The 12,510-nt window shown below is 54.9% G+C and carries 13 protein-coding genes; 9 read left to right on the forward strand and 4 right to left on the reverse strand.

From position 1 onward, the window contains the following. Window positions 1-45 precede the first annotated feature (45 nt). Both ABHF33_RS02775 and pxpB read right to left on the reverse strand, forming a co-directional pair. Window positions 46-1,008, reverse strand: a complete 963-nt coding sequence (locus ABHF33_RS02775; protein WP_348945533.1) for a biotin-dependent carboxyltransferase family protein — start codon at window positions 1,006-1,008, stop codon at window positions 46-48. Then, window positions 1,005-1,655: a 5-oxoprolinase subunit PxpB gene (pxpB, locus tag ABHF33_RS02780; RefSeq protein WP_348945534.1), complete on the reverse strand. Its 651-nt coding sequence runs from the start codon at window positions 1,653-1,655 to the stop codon at window positions 1,005-1,007. Before pxpB ends, ABHF33_RS02775 begins: the two co-directional genes overlap by 4 nt. A gap of 90 nt (window positions 1,656-1,745) precedes the next feature. On the opposite strand from pxpB, the gene ABHF33_RS02785 reads away from it, so the two are divergent. Together ABHF33_RS02785 and ABHF33_RS02790 are read left to right on the forward strand one after the other, a co-directional pair. Next, window positions 1,746-3,026 carry an HD-GYP domain-containing protein gene (locus tag ABHF33_RS02785; protein ID WP_348945535.1) on the forward strand — a complete coding sequence of 427 codons (1,281 nt, stop codon included), beginning with the start codon at window positions 1,746-1,748 and terminating at the stop codon, window positions 3,024-3,026. Window positions 3,027-3,028: 2 nt separating this feature from the next. Continuing rightward, window positions 3,029-4,903 carry a PAS domain-containing hybrid sensor histidine kinase/response regulator gene (locus ABHF33_RS02790; protein WP_348945536.1) on the forward strand — a complete coding sequence of 625 codons (1,875 nt, stop codon included), beginning with the start codon at window positions 3,029-3,031 and terminating at the stop codon, window positions 4,901-4,903. A gap of 151 nt (window positions 4,904-5,054) precedes the next feature. On the opposite strand, the gene queG is transcribed toward ABHF33_RS02790, so the two are convergent. Continuing rightward, the gene (queG, locus tag ABHF33_RS02795) at window positions 5,055-6,140 is read right to left on the reverse strand and encodes a tRNA epoxyqueuosine(34) reductase QueG (RefSeq protein ID WP_348945537.1); all 1,086 of its coding nucleotides are present in this window, start codon (window positions 6,138-6,140) and stop codon (window positions 5,055-5,057) included. Window positions 6,141-6,174: 34 nt separating this feature from the next. Here queG and tsaE point away from each other — a divergent pair, with 34 nt between their 5' ends. From tsaE to ABHF33_RS02815, 4 genes are all read left to right on the forward strand, one after another. Then, on the forward strand, window positions 6,175-6,657 hold the full coding sequence (tsaE, locus tag ABHF33_RS02800; protein ID WP_348945538.1) for a tRNA (adenosine(37)-N6)-threonylcarbamoyltransferase complex ATPase subunit type 1 TsaE: 483 nt from the start codon (window positions 6,175-6,177) through the stop codon (window positions 6,655-6,657). Continuing rightward, a complete protein-coding gene (locus ABHF33_RS02805; RefSeq protein WP_348945539.1) occupies window positions 6,624-8,015 on the forward strand; it encodes an N-acetylmuramoyl-L-alanine amidase in 1,392 nt (463 codons plus the stop codon). The genes tsaE and ABHF33_RS02805 overlap by 34 nt, the downstream gene beginning before the upstream one ends. 244 nt (window positions 8,016-8,259) lie before the next feature. Then, window positions 8,260-9,063: a Cof-type HAD-IIB family hydrolase gene (locus ABHF33_RS02810; RefSeq protein ID WP_348945540.1), complete on the forward strand. Its 804-nt coding sequence runs from the start codon at window positions 8,260-8,262 to the stop codon at window positions 9,061-9,063. Window positions 9,064-9,164: 101 nt separating this feature from the next. After that, window positions 9,165-9,665, forward strand: a complete 501-nt coding sequence (locus ABHF33_RS02815) for a glutathione peroxidase (protein WP_348945541.1) — start codon at window positions 9,165-9,167, stop codon at window positions 9,663-9,665. A gap of 59 nt (window positions 9,666-9,724) precedes the next feature. Here ABHF33_RS02815 and ABHF33_RS02820 read toward each other — a convergent pair whose 3' ends face one another. Next, window positions 9,725-10,375 (reverse strand): carbonic anhydrase, encoded by a 651-nt coding sequence (locus ABHF33_RS02820; protein WP_348945542.1) that lies wholly within the window; start codon window positions 10,373-10,375, stop codon window positions 9,725-9,727. A gap of 213 nt (window positions 10,376-10,588) precedes the next feature. Here ABHF33_RS02820 and ABHF33_RS02825 point away from each other — a divergent pair, with 213 nt between their 5' ends. The 3 genes from ABHF33_RS02825 to ABHF33_RS02835 all read left to right on the forward strand — a co-directional run bounded on the left by ABHF33_RS02825 (window position 10,589) and on the right by ABHF33_RS02835 (window position 12,427). Continuing rightward, window positions 10,589-11,149 (forward strand): cytochrome b, encoded by a 561-nt coding sequence (locus ABHF33_RS02825; RefSeq protein ID WP_348945543.1) that lies wholly within the window; start codon window positions 10,589-10,591, stop codon window positions 11,147-11,149. Window positions 11,150-11,174: 25 nt separating this feature from the next. Beyond that, on the forward strand, window positions 11,175-11,732 hold the full coding sequence (locus ABHF33_RS02830) for a YceI family protein (protein WP_348945544.1): 558 nt from the start codon (window positions 11,175-11,177) through the stop codon (window positions 11,730-11,732). 131 nt (window positions 11,733-11,863) lie between these two features. Further along, window positions 11,864-12,427, forward strand: coding sequence for a YceI family protein (locus ABHF33_RS02835; RefSeq protein ID WP_348945545.1), 564 nt, complete (start codon window positions 11,864-11,866; stop codon window positions 12,425-12,427). Window positions 12,428-12,510: the final 83 nt, after the last annotated feature.

Raw genomic sequence — 12,510 nt, forward strand, 5'->3', positions numbered from 1 at the left:
CAAGAGAGTACACCACGTCAGGCGCGGCGGCGCAATCTGCTGACGCTAGCGGCATTGCCGGGCAATCGTTACCTCGATGCGCTGCAGCCAGGCTTGTTGCTGCGCAAGTGCAGCCAGCGCGGCGGGCTGATCGACTTGCTGCAAGGCAACAGTATCGCCTGCGCGTAGCTGGCCCAGTCGCCATAAATCAGCCTGAATAATTTGTGCAATCACCGGGTAGCCGCCAGTGACCTGTGCATCGCAGAGCAGGATCATTGGCTGGCCGCCACGCGGCAATTGCACTGTGCCAGCCAGCACGGCGTGCGAGGCTATTTCGATGGGTATTTCCATCTGAAGCAATCCAGCATTGAGCTTCAGAGCCATACGGTTACTCTGTATATCAATTTTCCAGCTTTGCTGAGCAAACCGTTTTTGCCCTTCGCTGCCCAGCTGCGCCCATTGCGGGCCAGCGATAAAGCGCAGCAGATGGCCGCGCTCGGGCATGGAGATAGCAAGGGCAGGCCTGGCATGATCACGCAGCCCAGCGCAAAGCTGATCACCTTTTTTTAAGGCACGCCCGGCCAAACCGCCCAAAGCCGCCGCCAGCAAGGTTGAACTGCTCCCCCATAGCTCAGGGACATCAATCCCGCCCGGCAAAGCCAGATAACTGCGTGCGCCCTGCTGCGGCGCGCCCAGACTGAGGATCTGCCCCTTTAAGCCGCGATACACCGCATTGGGCAACAGGCGACGGCCATCGAGCCGCGCTTCGCAATCGGCACCGGAAAGTGCAAACGAGCTGGTGTGCGCAAATTGAGCGCGAAAGCCACCCAACGTGATTTCCAATGCCGCCGCATCGTGTGGATTGCCCAGCAGCAGATTGGCCACTTGCAGCGCCAAAGCATCTGCCGCACCGCCGACGGGCAAACCCCAGCTGGCGCCTTGCGGCCGCCCCAAATCTTGCACCGTGCTTTGCAAGCCGGCTTTTTCAACCCGCAAAATCAAGGGCGGCGCTGATTTCATCTTCGTCATCCCCGCTCCTGTGGCACAAAGCGCACTCTGTCGCCCGCTTGCAAGCGACAAGGCGGATTGGCGTGGCGATCAAACAAAGCCAGCCCGGTGCGGCCGATCAGTTGCCAGCCGCCAGGGCTTTCGCACGGATAAATGCCGGTTTGCGCGCCGCCAATGCCGACCGATCCGGCAGGCACGCGCACACGAGGCTCGGCGCGCCGGGGTGTGGCCAGGCTGGCGGGCAATCCGGCCAGATAGGGAAAGCCGGGCAGAAAACCGATGCACAGCACCTCGTACACCGCGCTGCTGTGCGCTTCGATCAATTGCGATACCGACAAGCCGCAGTGCGCGGCCACGTCGGCCAGATCGGGCCCGGCCTCGCCGCCGTAGCACACGCCAATCTGGTGCAACCTTGGAGCAACATCGTCCAGCGTCTGTGCGCTGTGCGCCCACTGCTGTTGTAACCACGCCAATACTTCATCGGCCGATTGCTGTAGCGGGTTAAAACGCACAGTCAGATTACCCACGCCCAGAATCAGCTGATAGCCGCGCAACGCAACGCTGTGCGCCTGCTGGCGGGCAATGGCAATCAGCCGGGCTTGCTCACCGGCTCCGGCCTGCAAAACCAGCGCTGTTTCACCCAGCGGATAGATCATTAATGGCGACATGGTGTTCACTATTCTTGCGATATTTATTCACAGCAAAGGAGAGAAAATGCGTCATACTAAAAGCCGATTTCATCCGTGCCAGATTGCGTAATGACTCAAGAAGACTCCGCATTGTTTATCACCCCGGATCAATTGCAAATCGGATTATTTATTCATCTGGATTTGCACTGGATGGATCACCCCTTCCCGTTTGGCAGTTTCAAGCTTAAATCTGACGAGCAGATTAATACGCTAAAAAAAATGGGGCTCAAGCAAATCCGCTATGTGCCCGAAAAAAGCGATTGCCAGCCTGCTGCAATGCTCGCAGCCGAGCCAGTACAGCGCAGCGAAGCAGCCGAACCAGCCCTGCCAGATCCCGCCATTATCGCCGAGCTGGCAGCCAAACGGCAGCGCCAGGCCGAGCAGGAGCGGCGCAAGGCGCAGCTGGCCGAATGCACCAAGGCTTTTAGCCAGGCAGCCAATACCGTGCGCAAGCTGAACAAGGAAATCCACAGCAATCCGCGCGAAACCATCGCCGCCGCCGAGCAATTGCTGGGCACCATGCTCGATTCGCTGCTGAGTAATAATGACATCGCCATTCATCTGATGAATGAAAAATCCATGGGCGATGATCTGTATTTCCACTCGCTCAATACCACCGTGCTAGCCATGCTGCTGGCGCGCGAAATGAAGCTTGAGCGGGCGCAAATCGAACACCTGGGCATGGCCACGCTGATGCACGATATTGGCAAGGTGGAAGTCCCCGATAAAATCCTGCTGAAAACCGAAGCACTCAACCGCGCCGAGCGCAGCCTGTACGAGCAGCATTGCCAATGGGGTGTCGATGCCGCCAAGCGCGCTGGTCTGCCGCCGGAAGTGCTGCGCATTATCGGCCAGCACCACGAGTTATGCGACGGCAGCGGCTACCCACGGCAGCTCAAGCTGGATGATATCGACCCGCTGGCGCGCATTCTGGCCATCGTTAACGCCTATGACAACTATTGCAACAAGATCAATCCGGCCGATTCGCTGACACCGCACGAAGGGCTGTCGATGATGTTTTCGCATCAGAAAGCCAAATTTGCCCCGGTGCCGATGAATATCCTGATCCGCAGCCTGGGCGTATATCCGCCCGGCACGCTGGTTCAGCTCTCCAACGAACATTTTGGCCTAGTCGTTGCCGTCAACGCATCCCGCCCGCTCAAACCGCAAGTGCTGGTGCATGATCCGGCGCTGGTGCGCGAAGAGGCCATGGTGCTGGATCTGGAACGCTACCCGGAGCTCAATATCAGCAAGGCACTCAAAGCCAGCCAGCTACCGCGCCCGGTGCTGGCCTACCTAAATCCGCGCAAGCGCATGACCTACTATTTCAGCCCCAGCGAGACCAATTGAATATGTTAGAGCACACCCTGCTCAGTGATTACTGCACCACAGCCATTCTGGTGGTCAGAGCCAGCGATGAACGGATTATTGCCGCCAACCCGGCCTGTGAAACGCTGCTGGGCTATCAGCGCGAACAATTGCTAACGATGACTATCTCGGCTATCGAAGTCGGCCTGCAGGATGTGTTTTTCTGGGAAGACGTGCGCCAATCCGGCGCGCAGGAAATCTTGCAGGTCGAGGGCGAATACCTGCATCTGAACGGGCAATTTTTGCACGTCAGCAAAAGCATCCGTGTGGTAGAGCAGGACGGCGAAACGCTGTATGTCATCTCGGCTTGCGATATTAGCGCCAGCAAAAGGCTGGAAGAAGAAAGCGCCCGCACCAGCTCGCTGCTGGCCGCCACGCTGGAATCAACCATCGACGGCATTCTGGTGACCGATCTGGAAGGCAAAGTCGTCAATTTTAACCACCGACTGACGCAGATCTGCCCCTGGCAACTGCAAGGCGAAACCAGTTTTCACCCATTGCTGGCGCAACTGATCGATTTGCTACTGGAAAAGCAGCGCTTTGAGCGCTGGGTCGAGCGGCTTTATCACGACCCGTATCTGGAGGAGCAACAAACCTTCCAGCTTAGCGACGGGCGCGCATTTGAAATTAATAGCGGCCCGCAACAATACCGCGATGGGCCGATAGGCCGACTGTTCTGCTTTCATGATATTTCGGCGCTCAAAGCCACCGAAGCCGAATTACGCATTGCCCGCGATCAGGCACAACAGGCCAACAAGGCCAAATCCGATTTTCTGGCGCATATGAGCCACGAGCTGCGCACGCCGCTGAACGCGATTCTGGGCTTTGCCCAGGTTATCGAAGCCGATCCGCAGAACGAGCATCAGGTTCTGGGCGCGTATATTCACCGAGCCGGGCAACATTTGCTCGAGCTGATCAACGAGGTACTCGATCTGGCCAGTATCGAAGCGGGCAAGCTGGCGCTTAGGCTGGAGAGCACCTCGGTCGAGCGCTGCATTCACGAGGTGGTCGAGCTCACGCAAGTGCTGGCCAAAGACAAAGGCATTACGCTCTCGATCGACCCAGTACCGACCGATTGCTATGTGCTGGCCGACGTGCGCCGATTGCGGCAGATGTTGCTCAATCTGATTTCCAACGCCATCAAATACAATCGCCCGGCCGGCACGGTGTATGTCTCGGTGGAACAGGGCGAGCATGAACACTGGCAAATCAAGGTGCGCGATACCGGCGTTGGCATTTCAGCGGCTGATCAGGCGCAATTATTCAGCGCCTTTAGTCGCGTTGGCAAAGCACAAACCCTGGTTGAGGGCACTGGCATTGGCCTAGCGTTTACGCAAAAGCTGGCGCAGCTGATGCAGGGCAAAATCGGCCTGAGCAGCGAGCCCGATGTTGGCAGCTGCTTCTGGATCGAATTGCCGATGAGCCGCGCACCAGATCAAGGCCCGGCGCTGCTGCCATTTACCATTGACGAGCACAGCCGCACCATTTTGTATATCGAAGACGATTTGCTATCGCAAAAGCTGATGCAGAATATTCTGGCCAAACAAAGACCGACTTATCAGCTTTTTCTGGCCAGCAGCGGCGAGGAAGGTATTGCGCTGGCACGGCATGTCGACCCCGACCTGATTTTGCTCGATCAGCAATTGCCCGACGCCACCGGCGCCGAGATATTCAAGCAATTACAGCAGCACTCGCGCACTCGTTCAACACCATGCATTGCACTATCGGGCAACACCATGCCCGAGCAAATCAGCGAAGCCCTGCGCAGCGGTTTTAGCGCTTATCTGGGCAAACCCATCCAGATCAGCCAGGCACTGCTGACAATCGACCAGCTCATTTCCAGCAAGCGGCCACGGTAGACGGGTGTGAGGTGTGAGGTGTGAGGTGTGAGGTGTGAGGTGTGAGGTGTGAGGTGTGAGGTAGCATTGCGTTCAATCTCAAAAAATACAATGGGTATTTATCGCCAACCCTTATTCTTATTTAGCTGCAGAGCAATACCCCAAATCAACCCTACTCGTTCTCCACATATCCGGCATTGCGCAAAGCCCATTCCACATGCTCGCGCACCAGCTCGCTCTCATCATGCCGCCGGGCGAGTAAAGCGCTGGCAATCGCTGCGCTGGGGCTGGCATTGCCCAAGCCGATCGCCAGATTACTCAGCCATTTGGCATAACCAATCCGGTAGATCGGACTACCCGCCATTTTTTGCGTGAAGTCGGCCTCAGTCCAGCCAAACAGTTCGAGCAAACTCACATCATCGAGCCCATGGCGAATGGCAAAATCAGTCTCGGCGCTGTGCGCGGCAAAGCGGTTCCACGGACACACCAACTGGCAATCGTCGCAACCGTAAACCCGGTTGCCGATAGCGCGGCGAAATTCCAGCGGAATTGCCCCTTTCAATTCAATCGTCAAATACGAAATACAGCGGCGCGCATCGACCTGATATGGCGCCACAATCGCCTGCGTCGGGCAGGCCTCGATACAGGCGGTGCATTTGCCACAGTGCTCTTTGGGCAGCGGCGGATCAGCGGGCAGTGGCAGATCGGTAAACAGCTCGCCCAGAAAATAGAACGAGCCAAATTCGCGATTAAGTAATAAAGAATGTTTCCCGCGCCAGCCCAGCCCGGCCTGCTTGGCGATTTCCACCTCCAGCACCGGCGCAGAATCGACAAACACCCGATGGCCGTACTCGCCAGCAACAGCGCTGATTTTGTCTGCCAGCTGCTGCAGACGCTGGCGCAAAACTTTGTGATAATCTCGCCCCAGCGCGTAGCGCGAAATATACGCCTTGGATGTATCGGCCAGAATGGCATCTGGCGCTTGCCCTGCGGCCAGATACGGCATAAAAATAGTGATCACCGACACCGTGCCCGGTACTAATTCCGCAGGGCGGGCGCGTTTTAGCCCATGCCTTGCCATATAATCCATCTCGCCGTGGAAACCCTTGGCCAGCCATTCGCTCAAACCGGCTTCGGCGTGGCTCAGATCAATGCCGCTGATGGCGGCGCGGGCAAAACCAAGCTCTTGCGCCCAGCTTTTGATCGATTGCGCCAGCTGCTGATAATCGGGGGCGGATTGGGCACTGGTGTGGTTCATGAGTTTAACTTTTTAACAGCGGATGATTGCGTCAATGCAAGCCAATGATAACGCTTTTTCAGTTTTTCTAAGCGACGAAGACGCCACCATCGCCTTTGGCGCGCAATTGGCGCACGCAATCTTGCCGGGCATGACGGTATTTCTGGATGGCAATCTGGGCGCAGGCAAAACCACGCTCACGCGTGGCGTTTTGCGCGGTCTGGGCTTTACAGGCCGGGTCAAAAGCCCCACCTATACGCTGGTTGAACCTTATGCTGTTTCTAGCTTATACTTTTATCACTTTGATTTATATCGGTTTAATGATCCTGAAGAATGGGAAGACGCTGGGTTTCGTGACTACTTCAATCGCGAATCGGTTTGTCTGATCGAATGGGCCGACAAAGCCGCAGGCCAATTGCCAGCGCCCGATTGGCTGATTGAATTGGCCCCCGAAAACGAAGGTCGCCGCCTGCGGCTAAATGCAAATACTCCATTAGGTTTGGCATGTCTGAACAGCCTGAAATCACAAGCAATCTAAACCACGCCGACCAGCCCATGCTGGAGCGGCGCGACGTGCTGCGCGGACTGGCCGCCACGCTATTGCTGTCGGTCGCACCGGTCGGCCTGGCGGCCGCCAGCGCCAGCGTCGTGGCAGTCCGCGTCTGGCCTGCCAACGCCTACACCCGTGTCACCATCGAATCGAGCGCCCCGCTCACCTTCAAGCAGTTTCTGCTCAAAGACCCGGAGCGGCTGGTGGTGGATCTGGAAGGTGTTGACCTCAATAACGAATTGCAAAGTCTGGCCGGCAAAGTTGGCGAAGACGACCCTTATATCAAATTACTGCGTGCTGGCCGCAACAAACCAGGCGTGGTACGGCTGGTGCTGGATCTGAAAACCGTCGTCAAACCGCAGGTTTTTACGCTGCCACCGGTGGCCGAATATAAAAACCGTCTGGTGATTGATCTTTACCCTGCGGTGCAAAATGACGAATTGCTCGCTTTTCTGAACGACAATACACAGCTCAAAATGGACGCTGTGCCGCCGCCATTGCCAGCAGACAAAAATGCCAGCCAGGCCAGCAGTAGCAACAAAGCCAGCGCTGAAACCGGCAAAGCCAGCGAGCCGGCCAAGCTGGCCGACAAAAAACCGGCTGAAAGCGTCGATCGCAACAAACTCAAAGTCGACCGGCTCATCACCGTGGTGCTCGATCCTGGGCACGGCGGCGAAGACCCTGGTGCCGTGGGCCCGAGCGGCACGCATGAAAAAGCCGTGGTATTGCAGATTGCCAAACGCTTGCGCGATCTGCTGCAAAGCGAGCCCAATTTCCGCGTCGTAATGACGCGTGACGCCGATTTTTTTGTGCCACTGGGCGTGCGGGTGCGCAAAGCGCGTGCGGTGCAGGCTGATTTATTTGTTTCCATCCATGCCGATGCCTTTGTTCGCCCGGATGCCAACGGCAGCTCGGTGTTTGCCCTCTCCGAAGGTGGTGCATCCAGCACGGCAGCGCGCTGGCTGGCACAAACACAAAATGACGCCGATCTGATTGGCGGCGTGAAAGTCAAAGGTGGGGAGGATTTGCGCAAAACCCTGCTTGATTTGACCACCACGGCCACGATCAACGATAGCCTGAAATTGGGCAAAGCCATGCTGGGCGAGCTGGGCGGCATCAACCGTCTGCACAAACCGCATGTCGAGCAAGCCAGCTTTGCCGTGTTAAAAGCACCAGACATCCCCTCGGTACTGGTGGAAACCGCGTTTATCTCGAACCCGGCTGAAGAGCAAAAGCTGATCAATGAAGAATATCAGCAGAAAATGGCACAAGCGCTGTTCAAAGGGATTAAACGTTACTTCGCCAAAAACCCGCCGCTAGCGCGCACGCGCATGGCGCAAAATTAAAGCCTGTGGGCACCTAGTTAGCCATCAAATGCTTGCAGGCGTTTCGATCAATCATGCTCTGAATTGAGCCACAAAGTTGATACAAACCCTTGCCTTGTCGCAAGGAGAAATAGCATCCATACGACCGGCAAAGTAAAGAACCGCGCATAGCCTAGGGTGTAACCCTATTGGCATTATTACGCAGGCACCGCTTGTCTGCTCTGGCGTAGAATATTCCAACTCACCACGCTGGAACCCTGATTACATGCACACGATGATCGTTACCGACCTTGATGGCACCCTGCTCGACTCTGAACACAAAGTTGATCCTTACACAGCTGAAACATTCCAGACTCTGGCTGCCAATGGCATCAACATCACCATCGCCACTGGCCGCCACTTTCTTGATGTCAAAGGCATCCGTAGCGTGCTGGGTGTTGCCGCCCACCTGATTACCTCCAACGGTGCGCGCGTGCATGCGCCTGATGATCAGGAAATTTATGCGGAAAATATCGATCCGGCACTGGCGCGCACGCTGATGCAGCCTGAGTTTTCTGGCGACACGCTGCTGAATGCCTACGTGGATGAAGGCTGGCTGGTTGAGCGCGAATGCCCTGAACTGGTTGGGGTGTATTACAAAGACTCCGGTTTTGGCTATCAGGTTTGCGATTTGAAAAATCACAGTGGCGAAGGCATGGCCAAGATCTTATACGTTGGCGAGCATGACACGCTGACGGCGATCGAGGCCCAAATTCTCTCCCAGTACCGCGATCAGGTGTATATCACCTTCTCCGCGCACGATTGCTTAGAAGTGATGGCGCCCACCGTGTCCAAAGGGCACGCCTTACAAGCTGTGCTGGCGCGGCTTGATTCGGACAAGGCGCACTGCATCGCTTTTGGCGACGGACAGAACGACATTGAAATGCTCGGTGTTGCCGGGCAGGCTTTCGTGATGGCCAATGCCAGTGAGAAACTCAAAGCCGCCCACCCTGCTTTACCCGTGATCGGCAGCAATGAAAATCATGGCGTGGCCACCCAATTGCGCAGTATGTTCAAGGAACTGTTTTAAGCAATTGATGTCCCACTGCGGCCATTCCCAATGAAACCGGGGAAACAACTTTTTGCTGGAGTTCCACCATGCGGCTAGCAATACTTATCGGAGGTATATTCATGAGCGGATTAGCTAGCGCTGCCTGCAGCCCTATACTCCAGCATCAATTTAAAACATTGCAAGGTCAGCCTTTTGATTTATGCCAGTATGCGGGCAAGCCGATCCTGGTGGTCAACACGGCCAGCAAATGCGGGTTTACCAAGCAGTTTGCCAAGTTGGAGAAAATGTACGATCAGTACAAAGGGCGTGGCCTGCTGGTGATTGGCTTTCCGTCCAATGATTTCAAGCAGGAGCTGGAAACCAATGCCGAAATTGGCGAGTTTTGCAAACTCACCTATATGGTTGAATTTCCAATGATGGAAAAAACCAGCGTCATCGGCAAAAGTGCCAATCCCTTTTATCAGCAACTGATCAAGGCGTCGGACACCAGCCCGAAATGGAATTTCTACAAATACCTGATTGCACCCGATGGCAAAACAGTCACCGCGTACAGCTCGATGACCGAGCCGGACCACAAAGACATCATCGGCAAAATCGAGGGCTGGTTGCCCAAGAAGTAAACCTTCAACAAAAAAGCCCGTCAAATCTGACGGGCTTTTTTCTGGGCATTAGGCCTGAATTACTTGCTCTCAATCGCCGTGACCAAAGGGCGGAAGCGGCTGATACTTTGGTCAAAATCATACAAAGCCCCCTGCTGAATATCGAAATACCAGCCAATCAGGCTCAGCTTACCGGCTTCAACACGCTCGGCAATAAAGGGGAAACTCATCAGATTATCGAGCGAAACAATAATCGCGGCCATTTCGCAGGCGCGAATCTGGCGCTCTTCGTCTTTGTGCGACAACTCGCGACGCACTTGTTCGCGGGCATTTTCTGCAATCCGCACCCAGCGGCCGACAAAATTGGCTTCGGTTTTGGATTCGGGATTTTGCATCAACGCACGAATACCGCCGCAAGCCGAATGGCCCAGCACGATGATTTTGCTCACTTCCAGATGCACTGCGGCATACTCGATAGCCGAAGATACCCCGTGAAAAGCACCATCGGTTTCATAAGGTGGCACCAGATTGGCCACATTGCGCACTACAAACAGATCACCCGGATCGCAATCCATCAGCAGGGCCGGATCTACACGTGAGTCGGAACAACCAATCAATAAAGTTTTCGGGCTTTGTCCTTGCTTGAGTTCTTCGAACAAAGAGCTGTGTTCGCCAAAATACTTATGCTGGAAACGGCGAAACCCACCGATGAACTTTTCAATGTCTTCCATCTCATCTCCTTAATGCCTCAAAGTTTGCCGCGCAATTCTACTGGTTTTCCAGCGCGCATGCGCAGGCAAATCACCACGGGCCTCTGATCTGGCGCAAAAGATGGCATACATTCAAATTTTTTGAATAGTCAATACAAGTATTTTTGCTATCAATAGAAAGTCTCGCCCTTTAATATCCAACTCAGATTCAGAATTACTGAATAAGGAACTCTTATGAAATCACCGCAACCAAGCAACTACAATGCGCTGCAGATTGGCCTGCACTGGCTCACGGCCTTATTGATTCTGGCGGCATTTATTCTGGTCTGGACTTTTGATAACACGCCGCTGGCACCTGCAACATTCAAACTGAAACTGCAACTGATCGCTTGGCACAAATGGGCCGGCATCACGGTCTTGATCCTTTTTGCGCTGCGCATGGCTTACAAATTAGTCCGTGGCACACCAGCGATTGACCCCAATCTGCCCGCGCTACAACGCAAAATGGCGCTGGGTGTGCATCACCTGCTCTACCTGTTGATGCTGGCTTTACCGCTGGTGGGTTGGCTGCTGACGTCGGCCAAAGGCTATCCGGTGATGCTGTACGGCATCTGGCAAATGCCCGATCTGATCAGCCCGAATGAAGAGATGGCACACACGCTGAAAGAAATACATGAATGGCTGGCCAATGGCCTGATGCTCTGTATTGCACTTCACGTTGCCGGGGCACTGAAACACTATTTCATCGACAAGGATGGTACGCTGGCACGCATGCTACCTTTCTTGAAACGATAACTTAACTGACTGGAGAAATATAATCATGTTGCGTTCTATTCTTGCCGCCACTTTCCTGTTTAGCGCCCTGGGGGCGCAAGCGGCACAAACCGTGGTGCCACAAAAAAGCCGGATCGGTTTTACTTTTAGCCAGATGAATACGCCGGCCGATGGCCTGTTCAAAAATTACACGGCGGCGATTGATTTTGACCCAGCCAAGCCAGAAAGCGCCAAAGCGCAAATCGTGGTCGATCTGGCCAGCATTGACGTTGGCGGCCCCGATGGCAACGCCGAAGCGAAGAAAAAAGCTTGGTTTGACGTGGCCAGCAATCCAAAAGGCACGTTTACCGCCACCAGCGTCAAAGCGCTGGGCGGTGGCAAATTTGAAACTAAAGGCAAATTGACGATCAAAGGCATTAGCCGCGATGTGGTGGGCCAAATGAGCGCCAAGCAGCAAGGTGCAGAGCTGATTCTGGAAGGCTCGGTGCCGCTCTTGCGTCTGAATTACAAACTCGGTGACGGCGCATGGGCCGACACCGGCACAGTGGCTGATGAAGTGACTGTGAAATACAAGCTGGTATTAACCGGCAAAGCTGGAAAATAAGTACCTGTGCAAAAGTTGGCTGGCCAAGCGTCAAAGCCCCAAGCCGTACTGCGGTATGGCAAGGTAAGGCGCTCAGGCTGGAAAACTAATCAAATCGACCACTTTTTTATACCCAACCGGAGTATCTCAGCATGAAAAAACTGATCCTTGCCTCAATTCTGTCTGCCGCCACCCTGAGTGCCGTTGCTGCGCCAGAAACCTATAACGTGGATCCATCGCACACTTTTGCCAGCTTTGAAATCAATCACCTGGGTTACTCAACCCAGCGCGGTTCATTCTACAAAACCAGCGGCACCATCACGCTGGATCAGGAAAAGAAAACCGGCAGCGCCGACATCACCATTGATGCCAGCAGCCTGAACACCGGCTGGGCTGCGCGTGACAAACACCTGACAGGCGAAGATTTTTTCAACGCAGAAAAATTCCCGACGATCACTTTCAAAGGCAAGTCTTTCAAATTTGACGGCGATAAGCTGAGCAGCGTGAGCGGCGATTTCACCTTGCTGGGTGTGACCAAACCATTGACGCTGAATGTAACTGCTTTCAAATGCTCGCCACACCCGATGAGCAAAAAACCAGCTTGCGGTGCTGATGCCGTAGCCACCATCAAACGCAGCGAGTTTGGCATGGCAGCTTATGTGCCAGCGGTGAGCGACGAAGTAACCCTGCGCATCCAGGTTGAAGCGATCAAATAAGCATCCAGACTGTCTGCTTAAACTCCACCCCTTTGTTGCCGCTGGCGCAAAGGGGTTTTTTATATTGCCGGGCACCGTTTTAC

Origin of the sequence: Chitinibacter sp. FCG-7 (genome assembly GCF_040047665.1) — a bacterium.
In the GTDB taxonomy this organism is placed as follows: domain Bacteria; phylum Pseudomonadota; class Gammaproteobacteria; order Burkholderiales; family Chitinibacteraceae; genus Chitinibacter; species Chitinibacter mangrovi.